The 24,682-nt window shown below is 66.4% G+C and carries 25 protein-coding genes and 3 tRNA genes; 8 read left to right on the plus strand and 20 right to left on the minus strand.

Translation table 11 applies throughout. From position 1 onward, the window contains the following. Window positions 1-11: 11 nt before the first annotated feature. Genes ASG79_RS15040 through ASG79_RS15055 form a run of 4 tightly spaced genes read right to left on the minus strand, consistent with a single transcriptional unit; the run spans window position 12 to window position 3,665 of the window. Window positions 12-695 carry a DedA family protein gene (locus ASG79_RS15040; protein ID WP_056392248.1) on the minus strand — a complete coding sequence of 228 codons (684 nt, stop codon included), beginning with the start codon at window positions 693-695 and terminating at the stop codon, window positions 12-14. A 27-nt stretch (window positions 696-722) separates the two neighbouring features. Beyond that, complete coding sequence (locus ASG79_RS15045; RefSeq protein ID WP_056392250.1) at window positions 723-1,499, minus strand: enoyl-CoA hydratase; 777 nt, start codon at window positions 1,497-1,499, stop codon at window positions 723-725. Then, window positions 1,496-2,512 carry a 3-hydroxyisobutyrate dehydrogenase gene (gene mmsB / locus ASG79_RS15050; protein WP_056392252.1) on the minus strand — a complete coding sequence of 339 codons (1,017 nt, stop codon included), beginning with the start codon at window positions 2,510-2,512 and terminating at the stop codon, window positions 1,496-1,498. The genes ASG79_RS15045 and mmsB overlap by 4 nt, the downstream gene beginning before the upstream one ends. Further along, the gene (locus ASG79_RS15055; protein ID WP_056392254.1) at window positions 2,505-3,665 is read right to left on the minus strand and encodes an enoyl-CoA hydratase/isomerase family protein; all 1,161 of its coding nucleotides are present in this window, start codon (window positions 3,663-3,665) and stop codon (window positions 2,505-2,507) included. The genes mmsB and ASG79_RS15055 overlap by 8 nt, the downstream gene beginning before the upstream one ends. A 161-nt stretch (window positions 3,666-3,826) precedes the next feature. Between ASG79_RS15055 and ASG79_RS15060 the strand changes: the two genes are divergently transcribed. Together ASG79_RS15060 and ASG79_RS15065 are read left to right on the plus strand one after the other, a co-directional pair. After that, a complete protein-coding gene (locus tag ASG79_RS15060) occupies window positions 3,827-4,633 on the plus strand; it encodes an exodeoxyribonuclease III (RefSeq protein WP_026266132.1) in 807 nt (268 codons plus the stop codon). 34 nt (window positions 4,634-4,667) lie between these two features. Continuing rightward, entirely contained in the window at window positions 4,668-5,558 is an 891-nt protein-coding gene (locus ASG79_RS15065) for a hypothetical protein (protein WP_018771694.1), read from the plus strand. 4 nt (window positions 5,559-5,562) lie between these two features. On the opposite strand, the gene ASG79_RS15070 is transcribed toward ASG79_RS15065, so the two are convergent. From ASG79_RS15070 to ASG79_RS15090, 5 genes are all read right to left on the minus strand, one after another. Next, the gene (locus ASG79_RS15070) at window positions 5,563-6,615 is read right to left on the minus strand and encodes a LacI family DNA-binding transcriptional regulator (RefSeq protein ID WP_018771695.1); all 1,053 of its coding nucleotides are present in this window, start codon (window positions 6,613-6,615) and stop codon (window positions 5,563-5,565) included. 125 nt (window positions 6,616-6,740) lie between these two features. Continuing rightward, window positions 6,741-6,989, minus strand: coding sequence for a hypothetical protein (locus ASG79_RS15075; protein ID WP_026266133.1), 249 nt, complete (start codon window positions 6,987-6,989; stop codon window positions 6,741-6,743). Continuing rightward, entirely contained in the window at window positions 6,986-7,885 is a 900-nt protein-coding gene (locus tag ASG79_RS15080; RefSeq protein ID WP_018771697.1) for a carbohydrate ABC transporter permease, read from the minus strand. The genes ASG79_RS15075 and ASG79_RS15080 overlap by 4 nt, the downstream gene beginning before the upstream one ends. Further along, window positions 7,882-8,919, minus strand: a complete 1,038-nt coding sequence (locus ASG79_RS15085) for a carbohydrate ABC transporter permease (RefSeq protein ID WP_026266134.1) — start codon at window positions 8,917-8,919, stop codon at window positions 7,882-7,884. Before ASG79_RS15085 ends, ASG79_RS15080 begins: the two co-directional genes overlap by 4 nt. A 7-nt stretch (window positions 8,920-8,926) precedes the next feature. Further along, on the minus strand, window positions 8,927-10,219 hold the full coding sequence (locus ASG79_RS15090; protein WP_018771699.1) for an ABC transporter substrate-binding protein: 1,293 nt from the start codon (window positions 10,217-10,219) through the stop codon (window positions 8,927-8,929). A gap of 140 nt (window positions 10,220-10,359) precedes the next feature. Here ASG79_RS15090 and ASG79_RS15095 point away from each other — a divergent pair, with 140 nt between their 5' ends. Continuing rightward, window positions 10,360-12,162 carry a glycoside hydrolase family 13 protein gene (locus ASG79_RS15095; protein WP_056392256.1) on the plus strand — a complete coding sequence of 601 codons (1,803 nt, stop codon included), beginning with the start codon at window positions 10,360-10,362 and terminating at the stop codon, window positions 12,160-12,162. A gap of 85 nt (window positions 12,163-12,247) precedes the next feature. Here ASG79_RS15095 and ASG79_RS15100 read toward each other — a convergent pair whose 3' ends face one another. The 9 genes from ASG79_RS15100 to ASG79_RS15140 all read right to left on the minus strand — a co-directional run bounded on the left by ASG79_RS15100 (window position 12,248) and on the right by ASG79_RS15140 (window position 17,353). After that, a complete protein-coding gene (locus tag ASG79_RS15100) occupies window positions 12,248-12,859 on the minus strand; it encodes a hypothetical protein (RefSeq protein ID WP_018771701.1) in 612 nt (203 codons plus the stop codon). Further along, window positions 12,856-13,494 (minus strand): hypothetical protein, encoded by a 639-nt coding sequence (locus ASG79_RS15105; protein ID WP_056392258.1) that lies wholly within the window; start codon window positions 13,492-13,494, stop codon window positions 12,856-12,858. Before ASG79_RS15105 ends, ASG79_RS15100 begins: the two co-directional genes overlap by 4 nt. Beyond that, entirely contained in the window at window positions 13,491-13,871 is a 381-nt protein-coding gene (locus tag ASG79_RS15110; RefSeq protein WP_018771703.1) for a hypothetical protein, read from the minus strand. The genes ASG79_RS15105 and ASG79_RS15110 overlap by 4 nt, the downstream gene beginning before the upstream one ends. Then, a complete protein-coding gene (locus ASG79_RS15115; protein WP_018771704.1) occupies window positions 13,868-14,059 on the minus strand; it encodes a membrane protein in 192 nt (63 codons plus the stop codon). The genes ASG79_RS15110 and ASG79_RS15115 overlap by 4 nt, the downstream gene beginning before the upstream one ends. Continuing rightward, window positions 14,056-14,505: an Asp23/Gls24 family envelope stress response protein gene (locus ASG79_RS15120; RefSeq protein WP_026266136.1), complete on the minus strand. Its 450-nt coding sequence runs from the start codon at window positions 14,503-14,505 to the stop codon at window positions 14,056-14,058. The genes ASG79_RS15115 and ASG79_RS15120 overlap by 4 nt, the downstream gene beginning before the upstream one ends. A 198-nt stretch (window positions 14,506-14,703) precedes the next feature. Continuing rightward, window positions 14,704-16,299, minus strand: coding sequence for a glycoside hydrolase family 68 protein (locus tag ASG79_RS15125; protein ID WP_018771706.1), 1,596 nt, complete (start codon window positions 16,297-16,299; stop codon window positions 14,704-14,706). A 692-nt stretch (window positions 16,300-16,991) separates the two neighbouring features. After that, window positions 16,992-17,067 (minus strand) — tRNA-Phe (locus ASG79_RS15130). 48 nt (window positions 17,068-17,115) lie between these two features. Beyond that, window positions 17,116-17,189, minus strand: a tRNA-Asp gene (locus tag ASG79_RS15135). Between the two features lie 91 nt (window positions 17,190-17,280). Then, window positions 17,281-17,353, minus strand: a tRNA-Glu gene (locus ASG79_RS15140). 164 nt (window positions 17,354-17,517) lie between these two features. On the opposite strand from ASG79_RS15140, the gene ASG79_RS15145 reads away from it, so the two are divergent. The 5 genes from ASG79_RS15145 (at window position 17,518) to ASG79_RS15165 (ending at window position 22,630) form a co-directional block, all read left to right on the plus strand. Further along, window positions 17,518-18,534, plus strand: a complete 1,017-nt coding sequence (locus tag ASG79_RS15145) for a PHP domain-containing protein (RefSeq protein ID WP_018771707.1) — start codon at window positions 17,518-17,520, stop codon at window positions 18,532-18,534. A gap of 89 nt (window positions 18,535-18,623) precedes the next feature. Beyond that, entirely contained in the window at window positions 18,624-19,598 is a 975-nt protein-coding gene (locus tag ASG79_RS15150) for a DMT family transporter (protein WP_056392260.1), read from the plus strand. A gap of 9 nt (window positions 19,599-19,607) precedes the next feature. Further along, the gene (locus ASG79_RS15155; RefSeq protein ID WP_018771709.1) at window positions 19,608-20,036 is read left to right on the plus strand and encodes a metallopeptidase family protein; all 429 of its coding nucleotides are present in this window, start codon (window positions 19,608-19,610) and stop codon (window positions 20,034-20,036) included. 10 nt (window positions 20,037-20,046) lie between these two features. Then, on the plus strand, window positions 20,047-20,967 hold the full coding sequence (locus tag ASG79_RS15160) for a cation diffusion facilitator family transporter (RefSeq protein WP_056392262.1): 921 nt from the start codon (window positions 20,047-20,049) through the stop codon (window positions 20,965-20,967). Between the two features lie 193 nt (window positions 20,968-21,160). After that, complete coding sequence (locus ASG79_RS15165) at window positions 21,161-22,630, plus strand: C40 family peptidase (protein WP_056392264.1); 1,470 nt, start codon at window positions 21,161-21,163, stop codon at window positions 22,628-22,630. A gap of 66 nt (window positions 22,631-22,696) precedes the next feature. Here ASG79_RS15165 and ASG79_RS15170 read toward each other — a convergent pair whose 3' ends face one another. Together ASG79_RS15170 and ASG79_RS15175 are read right to left on the minus strand one after the other, a co-directional pair. Continuing rightward, the gene (locus tag ASG79_RS15170) at window positions 22,697-23,581 is read right to left on the minus strand and encodes an ABC transporter permease (protein ID WP_056392266.1); all 885 of its coding nucleotides are present in this window, start codon (window positions 23,579-23,581) and stop codon (window positions 22,697-22,699) included. Further along, on the minus strand, window positions 23,571-24,641 hold the full coding sequence (locus ASG79_RS15175) for an ABC transporter ATP-binding protein (RefSeq protein ID WP_235509821.1): 1,071 nt from the start codon (window positions 24,639-24,641) through the stop codon (window positions 23,571-23,573). The genes ASG79_RS15170 and ASG79_RS15175 overlap by 11 nt, the downstream gene beginning before the upstream one ends. Window positions 24,642-24,682: the final 41 nt, after the last annotated feature.

Raw genomic sequence — 24,682 nt, forward strand, 5'->3', positions numbered from 1 at the left:
CGGAAGGCAGCCTAGCGGCCGGTATTGGCGCGGCCGGCGCCCGCCCGATCAGCCTTGGCGCGCCGGGCCCGCCGGACCACCAGCAGCACCACGGCAATGGCCAATCCGGCGTAGACGGCATAGTTCAGGAAGCGTGAGTACTCCTCGATCAGCCTGTATTGGGTGCCAAGCAGGTAGCCCAGGCCGATGAGGGCGCCGTTCCACAGCCCGCTGCCGGCCAGGGTGAACAGGGTAAAGGTGGCAAAGGGCATGGCCGCCGCCCCCGCCGGAAGGGAGATGAGGCTGCGGACGCCGGGCAACAGGCGGCCGAAGAAGATGGATGACCTGCCGTGGCGGCGGAACCATCCTGCCGCGTGTTCGAAGTCTTCGCGGTCCACCAAGGGCAGTTTGGACAACCACCGGATGGACCGCTCCAGCCCCAGCTTGGCGCCGAGCCAGTAGAGAAACAGCGCCCCCAGATAAGCGCCAAGGGTGCTGGTGGCAAAAACGAGGAAAAGGTTCAGGGAGCCCTGCTTGGCCAGATATCCCGCCAGGGGGAGGATCACCTCACTGGGGATGGGAGGCACCACGGTTTCGGCGAGCGTAAAGCCCCCCACGCCCCACTCCCCCAAAGTGTCGATGGCCCTCGCCGCAAACCCGACGATTCCGGTGAGTCCCTCAGTGGGGCTGGCTGCACCGGTCAAGATTGTCCACATACGCCCGTCCCGTCCCCTGCGCCCGGGTTACCGGTGCTTGAATTCCGGCTGGCGCTTCTCGGCGAACGCCGCCATGCCTTCCTTTTGGTCCTCCGTGGCGAACAGGGAGTGGAAGAGCCGCCGTTCGAACAACACCCCCTGGGCCAGCCCGGTTTCAAAGGCGGCATTGACAGCTTCCTTGGCAGCCATCGCCGCGGGCTTGGACTTGGCGGCAATCACCCCGGCCACCTTGAGTGCCTCGGACACGACGTCCGCCGCCGGAACCACACGGGACACCAGCCCGCACCGGTCGGCTTCCTCCGCCTCGATGAACCTGCCGGTGAGGATCATGTCCATGGCCTTCGCCTTGCCCACGGCCCGGGTGAGCCGCTGCGAGCCGCCCATGCCGGGGAGTACGGCGAGGTTGATTTCCGGTTGGCCGAATCTGGCGTTGTCCCCGGCGATGATGAGGTCGCACATCATGGCCAGTTCGCAGCCGCCGCCCAGGGCAAACCCGGACACCGCAGCGATGGTGGGAATCCGCAGCCGGGCAAAGTCCTCCCAGCCCCGGAACCAGTCGGCGGCATACATGTCCATGTAGCCCTGGTCCGCCATTTCCTTGATGTCGGCTCCGGCCGCGAACGCTTTGCCCGAGCCGGTGATCACCACGGCACCCACACCGGGATCGGAATCCATGGCGGCAACGGCGGCCACCAACTCCTCCATGGTGGCCTTGTTCAGCGCGTTCAACGCCGACGGCCTGTTGAGGGTTACCAGCCCTACCCTGCCCTGCTGCTCCACCAGGATGTTGGCGTACTCCGTCATTCGGGGCTCCCGTCGTCGTGTGCTGTTGTGGTCCCTGGCCGGCCCGGCATTTCCGTGCCGGTGTTCTCCCCCGCCGCCGGCTCTTGCTGCCTCGCTGCATGCTGCCCGGAGGCGTCGCGGATGTCGGTGATGATGGCCGAGAAGTCGCGGCCCGCGCCGCCTTCCGCGGCAAACCTATCGTAGATCCGGGCGGCGAGCGCTCCCATCTGTCCCGCCACCCCTGTGCTGTCCAGGGCGTTGACGGCGAGGTTGAGGTCCTTGGCCATGAGCGCTGCGGCAAAGCCCGGCTGGTAGTCCCTGTTGGCGGGGCTGGTGGGAACCGGTCCGGGCACCGGACAATTGGTGGTCAGCGCCCAGCACTGGCCGGACGCGGCGGAAGCGACGTCGAACAAGGCCTGGTGGGTCAGGCCCAGCTTTTCGCCGAGCACGAAGGCCTCGCTGACCGCAATCATCGAGACGCCCAGGATGAGGTTGTTGCAGATCTTGGCCGCCTGGCCGGCTCCGTGTCCGCCGCAGTGCACCACCCGCTTGCCCATGACCTCCAGGAGCGGCCGCACCGCCTCAAAGTCAGCCCCGTCGCCGCCGGCCATGAAGGTCAGGGTGCCTGCTTCGGCCCCCACCACGCCACCGGAAACGGGGGCGTCAACGGAGCGGTGGCCTGCTTCGATGGCCAGGCGGGCGGCGTCCCTGGCCTCGTCGACGTTGATGGTGGAACAGTCCAGGAACATCGTCCCGGCCGGCGCCGCTGCCAGCAGCCCGGGTCCGTCTGCACCGCCCACGTAGGCGTCCAGGACGTGGCGGCCGCTGGGGAACATGGTGAGGACAACGTCGGCACCGGCCAGCGCCTCCACGGCGCTCCCTGCCACCGGAATACCCTGTGCACGGGCCGACTGCAGGGCTTCAGGGACCACGTCGAAACCAGCAACCCGGTAACCGGCGCGGACCAGGTTCAGGGCCATGGGACGCCCCATGTGTCCAAGGCCCAGGAAGGCCACACCGCTCTTGTCAGGCATGGTCCGTCTCCTTCATCTGCAGGTCGGGGTTGGAGTGCGGTTCAAGCCGGGGGTGCAGCTCAGGCGGGACATGGAGGTCCAGTTCCCCGCCGTCCAGGGGCTGGAAGAACCCCTCCACCTGGGCGGGAAGCACCTCGGCCAGCGTGGCAGGTTTCCACTGCGGGTTCCTGTCCTTGTCCACTACCTGGGCGCGGATTCCTTCGCGGAAGTCCGGTGCGGCCAGGAAGCGGATCCCGGCCCGGTACTCCTGGGCCAGGGCCTCATCCAGGGTCAGGCCGGCCGCGCGGCGCAGCGACGCCAAGGTGACCGTGACCGAGGTGGGTGACTTGGCTTCGATCGTGGCGGCGGCTTCCGCGGCATCGTCGCGTCCGGGCCCGGTCCACGCCCGGAGGCGCCGGACAATCTCTCCAGCATCGTCCGGGGCGTAGCAGGAGTCGATCCATTCCCGCTGCCCGGCCAGCATGGAGGCAGGGGGCTGCCCGGCATAACGGGCGACGGCGTCTTCCGGGCTTTCCTTCTCCAGCGCAGCCACGAGGCGCGGCAGCGCGTTCGACGGAACGTAGTGGTCGGCAAGGCCCAGGAACAGGGCATCCCCGGCTGCCAGGTGTGCTCCCGTAAGCGCCGCGTGGGTTCCCGCCTCGCCTGGTGCGTGTGAAAGCAGGAAGGTCCCGCCGACGTCGGGCGCGAAGCCAATGGTGGTCTCCGGCATCCCCATCCTGGTCCGCTCGGTGACCACCCGGACGTCCCCGTGCGCGGAGATGCCCACCCCGCCGCCCAGGACCAGGCCGTCCATGAGGGCGACGTACGGCTTGGGGTACCGGGCAATCAGCGAGTTCAGGCGGTACTCGGTCTGCCAGAAGTGGGCCGTCCCGTTCCCGCCGTGCAGCATGTCCCGGTATATGGCCACGATGTCCCCGCCCGCGCACAGGCCCCGCTCCCCGGCGCCCTGGACCAGGACGGTGGCCACGCCGTCGTCCCCTGCCCATGCGGTGAGCTGTCGCAGGAGCAGCTCCACCATTCCCGCGGTAAGTGCGTTGACGGCCCGGGGCCGGTTGAGGGTGATCACGCCCAGCCGGCCGCGGCGCTCAAAGAGTACGTCCGCGCTTCCGTCCCCTGCCGCGTTGTCCGTTGTGCTGTCCTTGGCTGCGGTCATCGGCTGGGTGCTCCTTCGCATGGTGGCCGGATGAGTGATCCAGGTCATTCTGTTGCGAATATACCCGCCCCTTCACGCCCGGAACCAACCACGGCCGATCGCGGCCGCGGGGACGGCCAAGGCTTTACCCGCCCTGCGGCTGCCAAGGTAAGTTAGGAACCGTGAAGATAGCTACCTGGAATGTGAATTCGCTCCGTGCCCGCGCCGACCGTGTTGAAGCCTGGCTCCAGCGCAGCGACTGCGACGTCCTGGCCATCCAGGAGACCAAGTGCAAGGACGATAACTTCCCCTGGGAGCTCTTTGAACGGATGGGCTACGAGGTGGCCCACTTCGGGGTGAACCAGTGGAACGGCGTAGCCATCGCCTCCCGGGTGGGGCTTGAAGACGTGGAGCGGACGTTCCTGGACCAGCCCTCGTTCGGCAAGGCGGGCAAAGATCCCGTGCAGGAAGCCCGCGCCATGGCTGCCACCTGCGGCGGCATCCGGGTCTGGAGCCTCTACGTCCCCAACGGCCGTTCGCTGGACGACGAGCACATGCCGTACAAGCTCAAGTGGCTGGAAAGCCTCAAGACGCACGCCCAGGCCCTGGTCACGGACAACCCCCAGGCACAGGTGGCCCTGATGGGTGACTGGAACATCGCGCCCTTCGATGACGACGTCTGGGACATCGACCTGTTCATCCGGAACCGCGCAACGCACGTCAGCCCGCCAGAACGGGAGGCGTTCCACGCGTTCGAAGCTGCCGGCTACGCCGATGTGGTGCGCCCCTACACGCCGGGCCCCGGCGTCTACACCTACTGGGACTACACCCAGCTGCGGTTCCCCAAGAAGGAGGGCATGCGGATCGACTTCATCCTGGCCTCCCCCGCCTTGGCCGCGCGCGTCACCGGGGCCTCGATCGACCGCGAGGAACGCAAGGGCAAGGGCGCTTCGGACCACGCTCCCGTGCTGGTGGAACTGGCGGACTGATGACTGCATCCTGGACCCATTCAAGGAGACCGTAATGACGGGAAACCTCTATCGGGGCCAGGCCGGCCTGCCATTTTCCTCAACCCTGCGCGTCTACGAACCCCTGGAAGCCTTTCCGGAGGACCAGCGTCCGGCCATCAAGGCCGCGGGGGCCCGGGCGGTCCCGCGTGCCGCCGTCGAAAACGCTGAACTGCTGGCCTCGCTGGGCCGCATCACCCGCTCCGGCGGGGACCCCTTCCCCACGGGGCGCACGGACCTGGTGCGCGTCACCACCGTGCCGGCCCCGGAGGGTGGAGCGCCCGACGACGGTGCTGACGCCGACGCCGAACCCGTCCTCCTGTACTGCCCCAGCCAGCTTGTCCTGCGCGCCGGCCTGGCGGCCAACGCCTTGATGGAGGGAATCCATGGCCCCCTGGCCGAGCTGCTGATCCCGGAGGAGCAGCGTGACCGGCACCAGGAACGGATCGACCAGGTGAAGGCCCGGGACGGATCCATCCGGGTACATACGCGGGCGTCCACCTGGGGAATCCCGTTCAGCTGGTTCTCGCTGTTCATGGAGTCGGACCGCAAGGATGTGGTGGAGGCCGCTGGGCGCATCCTCACCGTTCGGGTCTGGGCGCCCATCACCGATGCCCTGGAACGGGCCCGCTACGCGGTGGCCAACCTGGCCCTCGCCGCCCCGGACCTGGACATGCTTGACGACCTGGCGCAGCTGACGGAGTGGCTTGAGCTGTTCCACGTCAACTCCATGGTGGAACTGGACTACGGCGCCGTGGCAGACAAGGTCTACCCGGACGAATCCCCCATGGATATCAGGCTGGGCATCGAGTGCCTGGCGGAGGGTGACATGACCGGGGCTGCGGCCGCCTACCGCAGGCTCGCGTCCCGCTGGATCCCCATCCGGCAGCTGGCCCGCGCGTCCTGACGCGTCAGTTCCTGGGGGGCGCTGTGGTGCGCCGGATGATGAGTTCATGGGGCGCGACGGCTGAGTGGACGGATCCGATCTCGCCGTCCAGTTCGTCCAGGAGCATCTTGGTGGCCAGCTCGGCCTGCTCGTCGGGGCGCTGCCCAACCGTGGTCAGGCCCATGGCATCGGCGAAATCATGGTTGTCGATGCCCACCACCGACAGTTCGCCGGGGACGTTGACGCCCAGGCGGTTGGCCTCGAAGATGACTCCCATGGCCATCTCGTCCGAGGCGCAGAAAATGGCCGTGGGCTTCTGTCCGGGACGGGACCACAGGCGGCGGAAGGCTTCCTGTCCGCTGCGGACCGTGAAGTCCCCCCATTCGTCCCATTCCGGCCGGGTGGGCAGGCCGGCCGCGGCCATCACGTCCTTGAAGGCCAGGATACGCACCCGGGGGACGTCGAAGTTCAGGTCGGTTTCGTCGTCGCCATGCAGCAGGGCAATATCCCGGTGGCCCAGGTCGATCAGGTGCCGGACCGCTGTTGAGGCGGCGGCGTAGTCGTCGATGCCGATGTAGGGGCATTCCTCCACGTGGCCACCCACCACTACCAGCGGAATGTCGATCTTCTGCAGGTGCTCGATCTCTTCGTGGCTGAGCGCCATACATAGAACCAGCAGGGCGTCGATCTGCTTGTAGACCATGGTCTTGCTGAAGAGCCGCTCACGGTTGCTGCCGTGGCCGCCGAGGTTGAACAGGGAGAGGTTGTAGTGCCGGGCATGCAGCTCGCGGTCCGCGCCCTCAATTGCTTTGGAGAAGAACCAGCGGCTGACGAACGGGGCCAGGACACCGATGGTCTTGGTCCGGCCCGTGGCCAGGCCGGAGGCGGAGGACGATGCAACGTAGCCCAGGTTTCCGGCCACCTCCAGGATTTTTTCCCGGGTGGCCGGCGAGACCCGGGGCAGGCCGCGTACAGCCCGGGAGACAGTTGCTGTTGAGACTCCGGCGGCTGCCGCCACGTCCTCGATGCTGACGCCGTTATGGCCGCCCCGCTGGGACCTTTCCGTTGTCCGTGCCACCGTGTCCCCTCTTTAACTCCTTTTCGGCGTAGGGCCGAAAGGCCCTGCGTTACGCCCGCCCTGTATTTTCGCATTCCACGGCGAGGCATTGATAACTATGGCGGGGAACCGACGCATGGGCTCCCTTACCTGCGGGCCGGCAGCTTTCGGCGCAGGCGAACCATTCCATACAGCGCCAGCAGTGTTGCCAGCAGGCCCAGGGCCCAGCCGAGGGCCGGTTGGGCTGTGACTTCCATCCACACGGTTACCACCAGGAGGACAAGGGCCCAAAATGCGAGGAAGCCGATAATGATGTCGAAGTCTTCGCCCGAACGGACCATACGGCTGCGGTTTCCCGCCCCCGGAGTGCGGGGGCGGGAACCGTTGGGCGTCACTTGACCGCACCAGCCGTAAGGCCGGCGACGATCTTGCGCTGGAACACCAGCACCAGGATCACCAGCGGGATGGTGACGATGGTGCCCGCGGCCATGATGGCCGTGTACGGGATCTGGTTGGGCTGTGCACCGGCGAAGTTGGCAATGGCCACCGTCACCGGCTGGGTTGCGTCGCTGGACAGCTGGCTGGCGATCAGGAACTCATTCCACGAGGAAATGAAGGCCAGGATCGCCGTGGTGAAGATTGCCGGCGCCGCCAGGGGCATGATGACCTTGCGGAAGGCCTGTCCCTGGGTACAGCCGTCAACGCGCGCCGATTCTTCCAACTCCCAGGGCATTTCCCGGAAGAACGAGGTCATGGTGTAGACCGTCAGCGGGAGCACGAAGGAGATGTTCGGGATGATCAGCGCCTGGTACGTGCCCATCCAGCCAATGTTGGTGAACAGCTGGAAGAGCGGGGTGATCAGGGCAACACCGGGGAACATGGAAGCTCCCAGGATGAAGCCGAGCACCAGGAACTTGCCCCGGAAGTTCAACCGGGCCAGCGCGTAGGCGGCGAACACGCCGATGAGCAGGGACACGAGCGTCACCACGCCACCAATGAACACACTGTTGAGCAGCGCCTGGCCGAACCTGTTGCCGAATGACGTATCAAAGGCGGTCCTGAAGTTGTCCAGGGTCACGTGCGTGGGAAGGATCGACGTGTCGTAGGTAAACCCGACCTCGCGGAAGGCGGTCACCACCATCCAGTAGGCCGGCGCCAGGCACCAGAGCAGCACGATGGCCGCGCTGATGTAAGTCCTGCCCTGCGCCCACTTTTCCCGGTTTTGCGCAGCCTTGCGGCCCTTGTCCTGCCTTGCCCGCAGCGCCGAGGCGTCTGCCGTTGCCGTGGTCATTTCTTCCCCTTTCCTGTGGCGCCGCTCTGTTCAACGACGTTTGCCCCGAGGAAGCGGACAAAGATGAAGGCCACAAGGAAGATGATGATGAAGGTGATGGTGGACAGTGCGGCTGCCGAGTTGAAGCCTTGCCTGATCTGGTTAATGACCAGGATGGACAAGGTGGTGGTGTTGTTGGCGCCGCCGGTGAGGATGTAGGGCAGGTCAAACATGCGCAGTGCATCCAGGGTACGGAACAGGATCGCCACCATGAGCGCCGGCTTAACCAGCGGCAGGGTGATCAGCCGGAACCGCTGCCATGCAGTGGTTCCATCCACCTTGGCGGCCTCATACACTTCAGCCGGGATCATCTGCAGGCCTGCCAGGATCAGCAAAGCCATGAACGGCGTGGTCTTCCAGACGTCAGCGATGACCACAGCCCACTTGGCCGGCCACTCGCTGCCCGTCCACAGGATGGTGGTGTTGAACAGCTTGTTGGCGATGCCCTCGAACGCGAAGATGAAGAACCAGAGCTTGGCCGTCACGGCGGTGGGGATGGCCCACGGCACCAGGACAGCTGCGCGGACCAGGCTGCGGCCGCGGAATTCGCGGGCCATGATCATGGCCATCCAGAAACCAAGCACCGTTTCGAACGCGACCGTGACGACGGTGAAGAAAAATGTTGTGGCGGTGGCGGACCAGAACTGGCCGCCCAGGGTGCCAGGCGGGCAGGCGACTGTTCCGCCTGTCGGCGCCGAACACTGCTGCGCGAGCCAGTTCACATAGTTCTGGATGCCTGCCGGGCCACCCGCGGTGAACAGGCCGGTGGCTGGGTCAAGGCCGGCGTCCTTCTGGAAGGACATGACGATGGCGCTGATGATGGGGTAAACAATGACAATGCCCAAGGCAATGATGGTGGGAGCGAGCAGCCAGGATGCCCAGCGTCCTTGGCTGGCGATCCTGTTGTCCTCCCCCACACCCTTGGGCGCGTGATGGACGGGGGTACCGCCCGACGCCGGTGCTTTGACCGGCGTCGGGCCTAGTTCGGTTGCCATGGCAGAACTACGATCCCGCACCGGCGGATTCGATGGACTTCTGCATGTCAGAAAGTGCGGTTTCCACGGGCTTTTCTCCCTTAATTGCGGAGTATGCGTTGTCTTGGATTGCCTTTGTCACGGCCGGGTAGAACGGCGTCACGGGACGCGGCACGGCGTTCTCGATGGACGTCTTCAGGACCGGCAGGTAGGGCAGCTTGGCTACAAGTTCCTGGTCGGTGTACAGCGATCCAAGGACCGGAGCCAGCGAGCCCTGCGTAGCGTAGAACTTCTCGCTCTCGGCCGAGGTCAGGAACTTCACGAAGTCCAGTGCAGTGGCCTTGTGCTTGGAGTACACGCTGATTGCGGTGTTGTGGCCACCCAGTGATGATGCACCGGGGCCGCTCTTGCCCGGAAGGGCAGCCATGCCGAACTTGTCCTTCACAGCCGACGAGCCTTCAGTGCTCATGAGGCTGTAAACGTAGGGCCAGTTGCGCAGGAACAGGAGCTTGCCGCTCTGGAACGCCTGGCGGCTGTCCTCTTCCTTATAGGTGATTGCTTCCTTGGGGATGTTGCCGTCCGCGTAGGCCTTGGCGAGGTTCCCCAGGCCGGCCTTGGCTTCAGCGGTGTTCAGGCTGGGCTTGCCGTCCTTGTCCAGGACTGAGCCGCCGGCGGAGTTGATGGCTTCGGCCGCGTTGACCGTGAGGCCTTCATACTTGCTGAACTGTCCCGCGTAGCAGCCGATGTTGTTCTGCTTGGCGATGGAGCACATGCCCATCATCTCGTCCCAGGTCTTGGGCGGATTGGGTACCAGGTCCTTGCGGTAGAAGAGGATGCCGCCGTCGGAAGTGCGCGGTGCAGCGTAAAGAGTGCCCTTGTACGTGGCACTGTTCACGGTGGCCGGAAGCATGGCACTCGTGTCAACCGCCATCTTGTCCTTCAGCGGCTGCAGCCAGCCCTTGGCGGCAAACTCTGCCGTCCAGACGACGTCCACGTCGGTGACGTCGTAGTCGGACTGCTTGGCCTGGAAGTGCTGGACGAGGTCGTCGTGCTGCTGGTCTGCCTGGTCGGTCTGTTCCTTGAAGGTGACCTGCTCATCCTTGTGGGCCGCATTCCACTTATCGATGAGGGGACGGATCACATTGTTGTTGTCCTTGCCCTGGACGAAGGTGATCGGGCCGCGGGCATCGAGGTTGGCGTCAGCGTCACTGCCTCCACCGCCGCCCGTGGTACCCCCTCCACCTCCGCCGCCGCAGGCGGACAACGTAAGGGCCAGGATGCCGGCAGTGGCCGCCGGAAGCAGGAATCTCGGGGTTTTCATTAGCTTGAAGCTCCTCGCTGAGTGACAAGTAAGTCGACAGTGCGCTTGCTAGGTGAGGTTGATGTGGTGACCATCACACTAGTAAGGTGACTGTCGGGAATGCAAGCGTTTACATCAAAAAGTTATCAGAGGGGAACCAAATGCCCGACCCAACCGTTCCGGCGCCCCGCCAAATGCCCTCCTGGTGGACAGACGCCGTTGTCTACCAGATCTATCCCCGGTCGTTTGCCGACGGCAACGGCGACGGGATGGGCGACCTTCGCGGTGTCCTGGACCGGCTCCCTTATCTTGAAGGGCTGGGAGTGGACGCCATCTGGCTGTCCCCGTTCTACAAGTCGCCGCAGGCCGACGGCGGTTATGACGTAGCGGACTACCGGCAAGTCGACCCGCTTTTCGGGTCGCTGGCCGACTTCGACGCCATGTTGCAGGAAGCTCACCGCCGCGGACTGAAGGTGATCGTGGACCTGGTTCCCAACCACACCTCCGATGAGCATGCGTGGTTTCGGGAAGCGCTGGCGGCGGAGCCGGGAAGCCCGGAAAGGGACCGGTACATCTTTCGGGACGGCAAGGATGAGGTGCCGGGGTCCGGGGATGGCGGACGGGCGCCCAACAACTGGAAGTCCGTCTTCGGCGGCCCGGCCTGGAGCCGCGTGGCCGAAGCCGACGGGTCACCCGGACAGTGGTACCTGCACCTCTTCGACGCCAAGCAGCCGGACCTGAACTGGGAGAACCCGGAAGTGCAGGAGGAAATGCGTTCGGTGCTGCGTTTCTGGCTGGACCGCGGCGCGGACGGCTTCCGGGTGGATGTTGCACACGGCCTGGTAAAGGAAGCGGGTCTTCCGGACTGGGATGGGGTGGCGGCGATGGTGGAAGGAACCTCCGCTCCGCGCCTGGAAAGCCACCTGCCGGGCGACGCCCCGCATGCCCACACCGATGCCGAGGAACCGCACCGGGCCGTCTCCCCGATGTACCCGCCGTCGCCGTTCTTCGACCAGGACGGGGTCCATGCCATCTACCGGGACTGGAACCGGGTCCTGGCCGAATACGGCGGTGACCGGATGATGGTGGCCGAGGCCTGGGTGGAACCTGCCGAGCGCCTGGCACGGTATGTCCGGCCCGATGAGATGCAGCAGGCCTTCAACTTCGATTTCCTGTTGGCCGGCTGGGACGCCGAACGCATGGCCGACGCCATCGACGCATCCCTGGCAGCGGCAGCATCCGTGGGTGCTCCGTGCACGTGGGTCCTCAGCAACCACGACACCGTGCGGCACAGCACCCGGTTTGGGCTCAAAGATCCCACTACTTTCCCCAAGGGCATCGGCGCCGCGGACGAACAGCCCGACGCAGCCCTGGGACTTGCCCGGGCCCGGGCCGCCTCACTGGTCGCGCTGGCGCTTCCGGGCTCGGCATACCTCTACCAGGGCGAGGAGCTGGGCCTCCCGGAGCACACCGCCCTTCCCGACTCGGCCAGGCAGGACCCTACCTTCTTCCGGACCGACGGTGCCGAGATCGGCCGGGACGGCTGCCGCGTCCCGCTGCCGTGGGCAGGGGATCAACCCGGCTTCGGTTTCTCCGGAGCACTGTCAGGGGAAGCTCCCGAGCCCTGGCTCCCCCAGCCGGAAAGCTTCGGCCCCCTGGCCGCCGATCAGCAGGACGGCGAGGAGGGCTCAACGCTGGAGCTTTACCGTGCCGCCCTTGCATTCAGGTCAGCCCGGCACCTGGGCAGCGGCAGCGTGGAGTGGACGGACGAACACGCACCGGACAGTGGACTGTTGGCGTTCCGGAACGGGGAGGTGGTGGTCCTGTCCAACATGGGCTTCGCCTCGGCCCCCGTGCCCGAAGGCTATGCCGTAGTGCTCTCCAGCGGTCCCGAACCGGCCGACGACTGGACCGGGATGACAGAGGTTCCTGTGGACTGCACCGTGTACCTGCAACGGATATAGCTGCAAAGGATGAAGCGGGGCAGGTGCCGCTGCGCAACTGGCGCAGCGGCACCGCGGGCGCGGCAGCCTACGGTTGGCAATGGGATCAGCGGACCCGCTCGGCCCGGCTGAAGCGGGTCCGCGCGCCCGCCCCGATGTGGATAAGGACAGGAATTTCCTTGCCCACCACAGCTTCCATCGCGTCAAGCAGCCCGGCGACCTCCACTGCCAGCAGGTGCGGTGCCACGCCCTGGCGCGGCAGGAGACGCACCTTCAACGCGGGAGAGCCCTTGACGTCGTAGGTGGTGACGGTGGCACCGGCCAGGTCCGGCCGTCCCTCGAGGGCGTGCCTCAGCGCTTGTTCCGCCACCCCGCCGCCGATCCGGACGTCGCCGGGCGTGTCGCCGGGATCGTATTCGGCGGCCAGAAGGTTTGACCGGCCCTTTCCTTGCTGGGCAATCCAGGCAACCATGAGGCCCATCAATGCCAGCAGCGCCAGTGCCACCACAATCCACAGCCAGCTTTCCGGCCGGCCGGGGAACCGGGTGGCGTCAAAGAGCCGGTTGATGCCGCTCCACACCCCGGCGGACCAGGAGTGCCACCAGGAGGCAACCGGAGGAACGGCCGCCAGGAGCAACAGCAGGACGCCCGCCCCCAGGAGGATCAGGCCCAGCAGGGTGAGCAGGATGCGGTTGAGCAGCGCCGGTGTGCTGTTCACGCTCCGATCACCCCCGAAGGAGTGACATTGACGCGGGGAACAGGCGCCGGTTCCAGCAGCATCTGGTCCAGCTCGTCGCGGACGGCTTCAAGCACCCTGTCCGGGTCCACAGGTACACCGGACGTGGGCCGCACGTTCACCAGAACTTGCCGCTGGGAGACAATCACCATGACCTGTTCAGGCGTGACGTTGGCGGCCAGCCGTGCCCGGCGGGCGAGGGAGGAGGCGATGACTTCGTCGTCCACCACCACCGCCGGAAGCCCTTCCTCCCGTCCGCCGGCCAGCAGATGGCGGGCGCGCCTTCCCGGGAGGATGCCGCTGAGAAGGAAGATCAGCCCCACCATGGCGAGCACGCCGCCGATCGCGGCAAGCAGCAGCGGCGAGGTTCCGGCGGGAAGATCCACGATGCGCTGCGCCGCCACCTGGGGCTCAATCAGCCACGCGGGCTGGCCCACGGCGTGCACTCCCGATTCGAGGACGCCGTAAGCGGCCAGCACCAGCACAAGGGCGGCGGCAACAACCGACACCACCGCCCGCGGGGAATGGGTCTCGCGGTACACCACCCTGCGCATATCCGGTCCGTTGCTTCTGCGCGGTCCGCTGTTCACCGGGCGGCTTTCCACACTGCTGCTCACCGTACCCGCCCTTCTGTACTGATCCTTGCCCCGCTGATCCGGATGTCCACGCGGCTCAGCCGGGAACCGCTCAATTCCGAGACCGTTGCCAGGATGCTTTCCTTGGCCCTGACGGCGCGGTCCCAGATGGACCCGCCGAGTGCGTCCACCCGTGCAGGGTTGGCCACCACGGACTGCAACGGCGGGACGCCGATAGGGGTGACGAGGGACAAAGCCAGCAGGCCGTCGTCGTCCGTCCAGTCCGCCCGCACGTCCTGGGCGTCGACGCCCAACGCCTGGGCCGCGGCCGCCTTGGCGAGGCTGGTCAAGGCCTGGGTGCTGATCCGGTTATGGCCGCTGAGCGCCTGCCCACGCACAACGGGCGCGGGCGAGCTCATGAGGACGAGCGCCGGCCGGTGATGGCATCGAACACCCCGCGCAGGTCCAGCTTCCCTTCGGCGGCACGGCCCAGGAGCGCTCCGATTGCCATGAAGAGCAGGGAGACGAGGAAACCCCACAGTCCGAACTGCAGGGACATAAACGCCACGAAGGCGCCAATGGCGGTGCCTGCAATCGTGAGGCTCACAGCAGCGCCTCCCGTTCGGGAGCAGACGGCGCGGTTGTTTTGACCGGCGGCGGAACGTAGACATCCGCGATCTCGACGTTCACCTCGATGACCTGCAGCCCCACCAGTTCCTCAACTGCGCGGTACACGGCGGCGCGGACATTATTGGCCAATGCATGCAGCGGTGTGCCGTAGCTCGCCACCAGGGTGATATCAACAGCTACCTGCGTTTCGCCCACTTCCGCGTGGACGCCCGCAGCGTGGTCAGAACTTCCGACGGCGTCGCGGATCGCGCCCAAGGCACGGGACGGGCCCGAACCCAGGGAGTAGACCCCGGGAACCGCCCGCGCGGCGATTCCCGCCACCTTTGCCACGGCAGTCTCGGAAATTATCGTCCGGCCCGGCCCCGGAGCCGGGCTTCCGGAAGGACGGTTTGGCACCACGGGTTGTGGGTTCTGGTATTCCATCAGGCACTCCCCCTTCTGTTGTTTCCACCCTATCCCCAGGGTGCGGCACATGCGCTGGAAACTCTGCGGCCCGCCGACCGGCCTGGACTTAAAGGACCCAGGCGGGAACGCCCCCAAGGACATTCCCGCCTGAGCGGTGCCGCCTGTGTCAGCGGCGGTGCGGCAGAAGCCGCGGTCTATTCAGGTGTGCAGGCTGTCCTACTTGTAGAGGCCTTCGCCGCCGACCCTGACGTTGGTGGGCAGGTAGCCGAACGGGCCGAGGCCGTTCTGGCCGAAGCTGCGGTCCACCTGGGTCACGCCGTTCCTGAAGTTGATCTTGACAGTGGGTGACAGCGATCCGCCACGCACGCCGTTGACGTTGTCGATGAACGACTGCACGAGTCCGCCAGGCTGCACGTAGTGCGAGTATGCCTGGAACTGGCGACCGTTCTGCTGCCCGGAGATGGTACCGCTTGGGTTGTTGGCCGGCAGGTTGAGGTCGGTGGGTGAACCGAGGGCCAGGCCGCTGTTGTTCACCGGCTGGTAGTCCGAGCGCACGCCGTCACCAACAAAGCCGTAGACGCCGTCGGGGCCGCGCATGCCGGCGGCGTAGGTGAACTGGTGGCTGATCGTGTACAGGTAGTACTTGTTCTTGCCGTTTTCATTCTGGATGAAGATCTGCGGACGTTCCGTCTGGTCGTTGACGCAGTTGGCCGAAAGGATCGGCGGCAGGAAGGACCACTTGGTGAGGTCCTTGTTGTCGGCTACAGCCAGGCCCACATTGGCGGTCTGGTAGTTTGCGCCGCTGTTCTGGACGTCGCCAACGCTTTCTGCCTGGGGGTCGCCCGGCTGGTAGCCGAGGTCCTCACCCTTGCACTGGTAATCGCCGCGGGTGCCGGCGGTGTTGCCTTCGAAGACCATGAAGGTCTTTCCCGGGTGGGCGGGGTCGGCGAACGTGTACGGGTCCCGGAACGCGAAGCCCGGGTTCTGCGCCTTGGTCTGGTACATCTTTCCGTCCGGTTCCAGCAGCTTGGTGTGCTCGAAGCCGTCGAAGCTGACGCCGTTCTTGTCAGCGTGGATGTTGCCCAGGGCCTTGGCGATGGCAGCGTCAGGAGCGATCCCGCCGCCGCCTGCGTTCCGCTCGGCCACGTCGTGGAAGGTGGTGGCGGTGTAGAAGACGTTGACGTGGTCGCCCTGCATGAGGCGGGTGGAGCCGGACCATTCGGTGTTGCCGATGGAGGTGTTGTCCAGGAAGAGGTGGCCACCGTAGTTCCACTTGTCCTTGGCGGGGTCGGCGTTGGTTTTGCGGAAGAAGTAGCCGATCCGGGCGTTCCAGTGGCGCTGGTCGAAGCCGTAGCCGGCGTGGCGGTCGGCAACAAGGGAGAAGATGACGTCCCAGCCCTTGTAGCTGATCTGGTTGGCGTTTTCATCCGTCAGGGACCAGGTGTCCCAGACCCAGACGTCGTCATTCATGGCGGGGAAATCCTGGGGGATCTCCGGCATGGTGACGTCGGGACTCATGGAGTTCTGGCCGGGAGCCACCGTGGGATCGCTCTGCGCCATGATCTGCTTGGCGTCTGCGCGGGTCCACTTGGAGGTGAAGTCCGACGCCGGGTCGAAGGCCTCCTGCGTGTGCTCGGTGGGGAGGGCGAAACCGGGAGTGGGGGCCGGCAGCTGCCCGACCGTCGGCGGGTCCGACGGCTCGTTGGCTTGGGCAGAGGGGACGGCCAGGAAGGCCGAGGCAGCAACGGCTGCGGCCAGTGCTGCGGCGGCAGGGCGCCACCGCAGCAGCCGGTGTTGGGGGTGCTTGTGCATTTCTTGCTCTTCTCGCGGAGTTGTGACTGTTCGTGGAAGACGGGCATGTGCCCATAACCCCGAAAACAACCGCGGCCCGGTAACACCTAGGCGTCGCCGGGGACGCCGTTGTGCTGGGGGGATCAGGACCTGGGTGGGGCCCTGCGGCCGATGGAAAGCATGCTTTCCCTCCGCCGCGCTCCACGCTAGAACGGGCGCCGGATGCAGTTCAAACCCTGTTTCACAGCCCAAAAACGGCTACCGCCGAGTAGGGTGCAAGCGCTTACGCAAGCCAATGCGCGCGCGTGCCACATCGGTTTGGCAATAATCAAATGTTGCAGGGCGGCGCGATTTTTTCCTGGCAAGACAAGCGATTTGTTGCGCAGGCCACGCCGCCGCAGGCCGCTCGTCCTGGTGGCGCCGGGCACGCACGATCCCTAAAGGGCGGCCCACCTGAGCATGACGCGCACATTCGCCGGCGCCGCCCATATTCCGTATCGATACGCAAATGTGGGCTGCGCAGGCGACCAAGGGTGTCGGTTTCGATTTTGCGTGCCAATGCCGCGGTTGGTGCGCCGGAGGTGAGGCGGGCGCCGGACAGTTGCTCCGGGGCCATCCACCTGGACAAGGGCACGGAACGCACTTGAAGAGCGGCTGGCCAATGGCGGTTAAATGAAGAAAAGCACCAGTTCCGAAGAACTGATGCTTCCCAGTGGTGGCTCCGACCGGCGTCGATCCGGTGACCTTTCGATTTTCAGTCGAACGCTCTACCAACTGAGCTACAGAGCCTAGGTGACTAGTCACCATGACAGCCGGAATTTCTTCCAACAATCAGAGCGACCCTGACGGGACTTGAACCCGCGACCTCCGCCGTGACAGGGCGGCGCGCTAACCAACTGCGCTACAGGGCCTTGCGTTTCTTGCTTTCGCAGTATCTCTACCGCTTTTTTCAAGGCTTCCAGCCTACCAGACTTTTTTAGCCTGTTTGACCAGTTCCTTGCGTACCCCCAACGGGATTCGAACCCGTGCCGCCGCCGTGAAAGGGCGGTGTCCTAGGCCGCTAGACGATGGGGGCCAGAACCCGTTCGGAACAAAATAAAAGGCGTCAAGCGAGGCTTTCCGTCTTTGTCCTTTGCGTTTCTCCGAACTGGACTCTAAAACTATAGGGCCTCCGCAGGAATTATCCAAAATCGGCGAAAAACCGCGCCGTTGGGCCGCCGCACGGGTCAAGATGGACGGATGGATGCCGTCGCAGCGCTCAATGAGATTGCTTTCTGGCTGGAGCGCGGACGCGCCGCCACCTTCAAGGTCCAGGCCTTCCGCAAAGCGGCGGCGGCCATCAGCCCCCTTGGCCCTGAGGAAGTAGCCACGCGGGCCCGGACCGGCCGGCTCAAGTCCATGAAGGGCATCGGCGACCGGACCTACGCGGTGATCCGGCAGGCGGTGGACGGCGAGGTTCCCGACTACCTGGCCGACCTCCGGGAGAAGGGCGCCCAGCCGCTGGCCTCCGGTGGGACGGAAATCCGTGGGGCATTGAGGGGCGACCTGCACAGCCACAGCGAATGGTCCGACGGCGGCTCCCCCATTGAGCTGATGGTGGCGGCAGCGGAGGTGCTGGGCCGGGAGTACCTGGCATTGACCGACCACTCCCCCAACCTCACCATCGCCAACGGGCTGTCGGCCGGGCGCCTGCTGGACCAGCTGGACGTGGTGGCAGCGATCAACAGCAACGGCGGGAACACCCGGCTGCTGACCGGGATCGAAGTGGACATCCTGGAGTCCGGCCAGCTGGACCAGGAGCCTGGGCTGCTGGACCGCCTGGACATTGTGGTGGCGAGCGTTCATTCGAAGCTGCGCGCGGACAGGAAGACCATGACCGCCCGGATGCTCGGCGGCATCCAGGACCCGCACACCAACGTCCTGGGCCACTGCACCGGGCGGCTGGTGGAGGGCACCCGCGGAACCCGGCCGCCGTCGGAATTCGACGCCGCGGAAGTGTTCGCCGCGTGCGCGGAGCACAACGTGGCCGTCGAGATCAATTCCCGCCCGGAACGGCAGGACCCGCCCGATGCGCTGATCCAGTTGGCGCTGGATGCAGGCTGCCTGTTCTCGATCGACAGCGACGCGCACGCACCAGGGCAGCTGGATTTCCTGCAGTACGGTGCCGAGCGGGCCGCCCGCAACAACGTGCCTGCCGAGCGGATCATCACCACCTGGCCGGCGGACAAACTGCTGGCCTGGGCCGGTTCGAAGTAGGCCCTGGAAGGCACAGGCACGGTTACCACCGCTGCCGACATGGCCGATTTCCGCCAGCCCGGCGTCCGTTCCGGCCGTACATTTGTCCCATGCCGCCAACCAGCCCCGCCCATGAACCCCTGGCGTCCGCCACTGCAGCAGGAAAGCCCGTGAAGGCCCTCGGCGTGGCGGCCATGGTGGTCACGGTGGTCCTGTGGGCCTCAGCGTTCGTGGGCATCCGGGCCATCGGCCCCCACTTCTCCCCCGGCCCGCTGACCCTGGGCAGGCTGGCGATTGCCGCCGTCGTGCTGGCCTTCCTGGTGGTGCCGCAACTGCTCAGGAGCCGGATGCTGCCGCGGGGACGGGAATGGCTGCCCATCCTCGCCTATGGCGTGATGTGGTTTGGTGGCTACAACGTGGCGCTGAACGCCGCCGAGCACATCCTTGATGCCGGCACCAGCGCCCTGCTGATCAACGTCAACCCCATCCTGGTGGCCATCATGGCCGGCATCTTCCTCAAGGAAGGCTTCCCGCGCTGGCTGCTCATCGGCAGCACCGTGGCTTTCGCCGGCGTCGCATTGATCGCCCTCGGCTCCGGACAGCCACGGACGGGGGAAAGTTCGACGGCGGAACTGGCCGGGGTGGCGGCTTGCCTCCTTGCCGCGGTGCTCGCCGCAGTCAGCGTCATCATCCAGAAGCCGGTGGTGCGGAAGTTCCCGGCGGCGCAGGCAACCTGGTTTGGCATCGTGGTGGGGGCAGTGTGCTGCCTGCCGTTCGCCGGGCAGTTGGTGTCCGAGGTGCAGGCGGCTCCGCCGCAGGCCACGCTGGGGCTGGTGTATCTGGGGGTGTTCCCCACCGCCATCGCCTTCACCACCTGGGCGTACGCATTGTCACTGGTGGACGCCGGGAAGCTGGCCGCCACCACATACCTGGTCCCCGGCACCACGGTCTTCATCTCCTGGCTGCTGCTTGGTGAAATCCCCTCGGCGTTGGGACTGGTGGGTGGGCTGGTATGCCTGGTGGGGGTGGGGCTCACCCGGCGGCGGAGCCGGGTCCACGGCGGCCCGCGGCCGCTTCGGCGCTAGAGTCGGGGTATGCCAGCCAGCCTTCCGCCGGGACTGCCCATCATTCCCGACGGCCCGCACGAACCGCCGGAATTCACCATGTCCCCTGACGAGTTCGAGGCAGCCGTCCAGGATGCCCTGGACAGCATTCCGGACAGGCTGGCCCGGGCCATGGACAACGTGGCCGTCTTCATCGACGACGACTACGTGCCGGGGCCGGGGGAAGATCCGGACACCGTGCTGCTGGGACTGTACGAAGGGGTTCCGCTGACGGAACGCGATTCCTGGTGGGACGCCGGTTCGCTGCCGGACCGGATCACCATTTTCCGCGAACCCATCCTGGAGATCTGCGGTTCCAGGGACGATGTGATCCACGAGGTGGCCGTAACGGTGGTGCATGAGATCGCCCACCACTTCGGGATTTCCGATGACCGGCTGCATGAGCTGGGCTGGGGCTAGCCTTGTAAGCATGGGACACGACCACAGCCACAGCCATGGGATCACCGCCACGGGGCGGCACCGGAAACGCCTTGTGGCCGTCCTGGGAATCACGCTTGGCGTGGTGGTCATCCAGATCATCGGGGCTGTGCTGTCCGGATCGCTGTCCCTGCTCGCCGATGCGGGACATATGCTCTCGGACGCGGCAGGTGTCACCATCGCGCTCCTGGCCTCCTGGATTGCGGGCCGCCCGGCGAGCAACCAGCGGACGTACGGCTACCAGCGCGCTGAGGTCCTGGCCGCCCTCGCCAATGCGCTGATCCTGATCGTGATCTCCGTGGTCATCTTCACGGAGGCGGTCCGCCGGTTCGGTGCGCCGCCGGAAGTGCAGACGGACATCATGCTGTTTGCCGCCGTCCTCGGTGCGGTGGCCAACCTGGTGTCGCTCGTGATCCTGCGCACGGCACAGGATGAGAGCCTGAACATCCGCGGCGCCTACCTGGAAGTCCTTGGCGACCTCCTTGGTTCCGTGGCCGTCATCATCGCGGCCGCAGTGATCATGCTGACCGGCTTCCAGGCGGCGGACACCATTGGCTCCGTCCTGATCGCACTGATGATCCTGCCGCGGGCGTGGAGCCTGCTGCGCGATGTGGTGGACGTCCTCCTGGAAGCCAGTCCCAAAGGGGTGGAGGTGCAGATGATCCGCGAGCACATCCTTTCGGTGGCCGGTGTGACGGATGTGCATGACATCCACATTTGGACCATCACGTCCGGCGTCCCCGTCTTCTCTGCCCACGTCGTGGTGGAGGACGGAGTGCTCAATGCCCGCGGCGCCGACCAGTTGCTGGACAAGCTCATCACCTGCCTGGGCTCCCACTTCGATACCGACCACTGCACCTTCCAGCTGGAACCTGCCAGCCACTCCGAGCATGAGGCGCACCAGCACGCCTGACCCCGGCCGACCACGACACACCGGACAAAAACCGCCCCTAATGACACTGTTGTGGTTTATGTTATTGATGTGACTGCTGTTGCTAATGTGCAGGGGGTCACGTAACCTCGGATTGCTGGGGACAGCTGAGGGGCATCGTCGTGCCGCATCCAGAACCTCACTCCCGGCCTTAACGTTTGCGAGGTCTCTGCAGATGGCTTTATCCGGATCCGGCCGCAGGACGGCCGTGCTGTGCGCCGCCGTCGTCCTTTTTGCATCCGTGGCAACGCCGGCAGCCGCTGTACCGGCGCCGTCCGCTCCACTGGCCGTTCCGGCGTCGCCTGACATCCCTTCGCCGGAGGACATTGCCGCGGCTAAGGCCAGTGAGGCCGCCACGGCGGACCAGGTCGGCGCCATCGAGCGCATCCTTGCCGACGCGTCCGCAGCCCAGCAGGCAGCCTTTGCCGTGGCCATGCAGGCCAACAACTCGTACAGCGAGGCACTGGTGGAGCTGCAGCAAAGGAACGAAGCGGCATCCGTTGCATCAGCCAAAGCCTCGTCCGCCCGTGAACAGCAGGACAAGACCCGGAAGCAGGTTGGGCAGCTTGCCGGGGACCTGTACCGCAACGGCGGCCTGAACCCGACCCTCGGAACCATTGCCAGCGGCAGCGAGAGCCTGCAGCAGGCAGCCACGCTCGAGGCCCTCTCGGCCAGCCGCAGCCGGGCCTTCGAAGCGGCGGACACCGCGGCCACCGCCTACCGGTCCCTGACGGCAGCTGCCGACGACGCCACCAAAGCCGCAGACGACGCAGCGAAGACCGCTGAACAACGGAAGTCCCAGGCGGAACAGGCCAATGCCGCGCAGGCCAAGGCCGTGGCCGACGCGAAAGCGCAGCGGACCATCCTGGTGGACCAGTTGGCGCAGCTCCGCAACACCACTGTGGCCCTTGAATCGGCCCGCGTGGATGCCCTGGAACGGCAGCGTGAAGAGGCGCGGCTTGCCGCCCTGTCCGCCGCCGCAGACAAGGCCGCCCAGGAAAAAGCTGCGCAAAACACCGCCCAAAACCAGGCAGCACAGAACCAGGCAGCGAACCAGAACAGCCGCGGGCAGGAACTGGCCCCGGCGGCTCCGGCAGCGCCTGCCCCGGCTGCTCCCGCCCCCGCCGCCCCTGCGCCTGCCCCGGCTGCACCCGCCCCCGTTCCTGCTCCGGTTGCCCCCGCACCCGCCCCTGCCGCACCAGCACCCGCTGCACCGGCACCCGCACCCGCTGCGCCGGCACCTGCACCGGCGCCTGCCCCTGCCACCGGCTCGGGCACCTACGAGGCAGCCATCACCGTCGCTTTGGGAAAGGTGGGCGCGCCGTACTTCTACCAGTGGGGCGGTACCGGTCCCTACGGCTTTGACTGCTCCGGGCTGGTGCAGAACGCCTTCGCCGCAGCCGGCAAGTACCTCCCCCGCACAGCTTCACAGCAATATGCCGCCGCGCCGGTCCACGTCCCCATTTCGCAGGCCCGCCGCGGCGACCTGCTGGTCTGGGGTTCGGCACCGAACTTCTACCACGTGGCCATCTACCTCGGGAACGGCCAGGTGGTGCAGGCACTCAACCCGCAGGAAGGCATCACCGTGTCCACCATCAGCTCCATGGTGGGCATGGACCTCTACCCCTACGCGGCCCGCTACTAGGCGGCACGGATGAATTGTGCGGTTGAACGGTGCGGTTGACTTCCACGGATAGATTGCTTGACTGCCTCAGCTCAGGATGTCCTTGGTGACGAACCGGCCATAGGCGAGCGCCCCGAACACTGCCATATACCCGGCCTGCAGGAGCGCATTGCTGGCAAAGGAATCCCACACCAACGGCTGACGCAACATGTCACCGAAACCAAGCCAGTAGTGGCTAAAGAGCCAGGGGTGCAGCCACTCCAGCTGCGGAAGCTGGTCAAGGACCTGCGAGACCACCGAGACCACCACGGTGGCGGCCATCGCTCCCACCGGCACCACGGTCAGCGTGGACAGGAAAAGCCCGATCGCCGAAAGGCCGGCGAGTGACACCGCCAGGTAGGCAGCGATCAGCACGATGCGCAGGGCAGCTTCGGACGGCTGGACCACCCCGCCGGACAACAGTGTCACGGGACCCACCGGGAAAAGTGCCGCGCCAATGGCAGCGCCGGCAAGACCGACGGTCAACGGGGCCACGATACAGAAGGCCAGCGCGCCCGCGTACTTGACCAGGAGGAGCCTGACCCGCCCGGCCGGTGCCACCAACAGGTACCGGAGGGTGCCCAGGTTCGCCTCCCCGGCGATCGTATCCCCCGCCACCACACCTACCGCGAGCGGCATGAACAGCGGCACGGAAACCAGCATGGCGGTGAAGGCCACAAACAGGCCGTTCTGGGTGATCCGGTCAAGGAAGGCGGGTCCCCGCCCGGGCGGGACCGCGGAAGAGACCTTCACGGCAACGGCAATCAGGACCGGAATGGCAGCGAGCGCCAGGAGCAGCGCCCAGGTCCGCCGGCGCCCGAACAGGACCTTGAGCTCCGACCCCAACAGGGACAGCCCGGAACTGCGCGGCACTGCGGCCGGCCGGGCTGTTCCGGCAGCCTCCGGAAGATCCGCGGGAACACTACTGGGCAACGTCGAATCCTTCCCCCGTGAGGGCAACAAAGCGGTCCTCAAGGCTTTCACGCTCGACGGCGAATCCCCGGACCCGGACGCCGGCCTGGACCAGGTGCGCCACGACGTCCTCGGGAAGCACCGCGGGCGGCTGGGCACCGTCCACCATGGCCGCAACGATCGTCTCGCCGTCCGGCCGCGCCCGCGCGGGTTGAGCGGGTCGGGGTTCAGTGGGTCCGGGTTCAGTGGGTCCGGGTTCAGTGGGTCCGGGTTCAGCTTGTCGGGGTTCAGCTTGTCGGGGTTCAGCGTGTCCAGGTTCCGGTACCAGCCCCAGCCGCGCCAGGACCTGCCGGGCCGCACCGCCGTCGGGCGTTACCAGCCGGAGCCGGGTGCTGCCGGCCTGCCGCAACTCAGCCAGGGGCCCCTGTGCCACGAGCTTTCCTGCGCTCATGACGGCAGCGTGGGTGCACATCTGGTCCACCTCGGCCAGCAGGTGGCTGGACACGAAAACGGTGGTGCCCTCATGCGCCAGCGACCGCACCAGGTTCCGGACTTCCCGGGTGCCCTGCGGGTCCAGCCCGTTGGTGGGTTCGTCCAGTACCAGCAGGTCCCGTGGCGACAGCAAGGCGTTGGCGATGCCCAGCCGCTGCTTCATGCCCAGGGAGTACGCGTGCACCCGTTTGCCGGCGGCGTGCTCCAGGCCCACGCGCTCCAGCGCCCGCTGCACCCTCGCTTTGCGTGTGGCGGGCACGGTGTGCGGGCCCGCGGCGTCGAGCCGGTGCAGGTTGGCGGCGCCGGACAGAAAAGGGTAGAAGGCGGGGCCTTCCACCAGGGCGCCCACGCGCGGCAACACATCATGGAGCTTGCCGGGCATCTCCTGGCCCAGCAGGTGAACCGTCCCCGCGGATGCGGCCGCCAGGCCGAGCAGCATCCGGATGGTGGTGGTCTTGCCGGAGCCGTTGGGCCCCAGGAAGCCGAAGACACTCCCGTGCGGGACGGCCAGGTCCACGCTGTCGACGGCGGCCTGCCGGCCAAAGTGCTTGCTGAGTCCCCGGGTCTCGATCGCCAACCCCGCGCTCACCGGGCCGGCCCCCGTCCGGCCAACACTCCCCCGTCCACCCA

Origin of the sequence: Arthrobacter sp. Soil761 (assembly GCF_001428325.1) — a bacterium.
GTDB lineage: Bacteria > Actinomycetota > Actinomycetes > Actinomycetales > Micrococcaceae > Arthrobacter.

Excerpts from the sequence above, each read along its gene's own strand:
- ASG79_RS15110 (WP_018771703.1), bottom strand. The coding sequence starts at position 13,871 with ATGAGCTCGCCCGCGCCCGTTGTGCGTGGGCAGGCGCTCAGCGGCCAT.
- ASG79_RS15095 (WP_056392256.1), top strand. The coding sequence starts at position 10,360 with ATGCCCGACCCAACCGTTCCGGCGCCCCGCCAAATGCCCTCCTGGTGG.
- ASG79_RS15155 (WP_018771709.1), top strand. The coding sequence starts at position 19,608 with ATGCCAGCCAGCCTTCCGCCGGGACTGCCCATCATTCCCGACGGCCCG.
- ASG79_RS15090 (WP_018771699.1), bottom strand. The coding sequence starts at position 10,219 with ATGAAAACCCCGAGATTCCTGCTTCCGGCGGCCACTGCCGGCATCCTG.
- ASG79_RS15055 (WP_056392254.1), bottom strand. The coding sequence starts at position 3,665 with ATGACCGCAGCCAAGGACAGCACAACGGACAACGCGGCAGGGGACGGA.
- mmsB (WP_056392252.1), bottom strand. The coding sequence starts at position 2,512 with ATGCCTGACAAGAGCGGTGTGGCCTTCCTGGGCCTTGGACACATGGGG.
- ASG79_RS15080 (WP_018771697.1), bottom strand. The coding sequence starts at position 7,885 with ATGACCACGGCAACGGCAGACGCCTCGGCGCTGCGGGCAAGGCAGGAC.
- ASG79_RS15125 (WP_018771706.1), bottom strand. The coding sequence starts at position 16,299 with ATGCACAAGCACCCCCAACACCGGCTGCTGCGGTGGCGCCCTGCCGCC.
- ASG79_RS15040 (WP_056392248.1), bottom strand. The coding sequence starts at position 695 with ATGTGGACAATCTTGACCGGTGCAGCCAGCCCCACTGAGGGACTCACC.
- ASG79_RS15120 (WP_026266136.1), bottom strand. The coding sequence starts at position 14,505 with ATGGAATACCAGAACCCACAACCCGTGGTGCCAAACCGTCCTTCCGGA.
- ASG79_RS15165 (WP_056392264.1), top strand. The coding sequence starts at position 21,161 with ATGGCTTTATCCGGATCCGGCCGCAGGACGGCCGTGCTGTGCGCCGCC.
- ASG79_RS15045 (WP_056392250.1), bottom strand. The coding sequence starts at position 1,499 with ATGACGGAGTACGCCAACATCCTGGTGGAGCAGCAGGGCAGGGTAGGG.
- ASG79_RS15065 (WP_018771694.1), top strand. The coding sequence starts at position 4,668 with ATGACGGGAAACCTCTATCGGGGCCAGGCCGGCCTGCCATTTTCCTCA.
- ASG79_RS15085 (WP_026266134.1), bottom strand. The coding sequence starts at position 8,919 with ATGGCAACCGAACTAGGCCCGACGCCGGTCAAAGCACCGGCGTCGGGC.
- ASG79_RS15145 (WP_018771707.1), top strand. The coding sequence starts at position 17,518 with ATGGATGCCGTCGCAGCGCTCAATGAGATTGCTTTCTGGCTGGAGCGC.
- ASG79_RS15150 (WP_056392260.1), top strand. The coding sequence starts at position 18,624 with ATGCCGCCAACCAGCCCCGCCCATGAACCCCTGGCGTCCGCCACTGCA.
- ASG79_RS15160 (WP_056392262.1), top strand. The coding sequence starts at position 20,047 with ATGGGACACGACCACAGCCACAGCCATGGGATCACCGCCACGGGGCGG.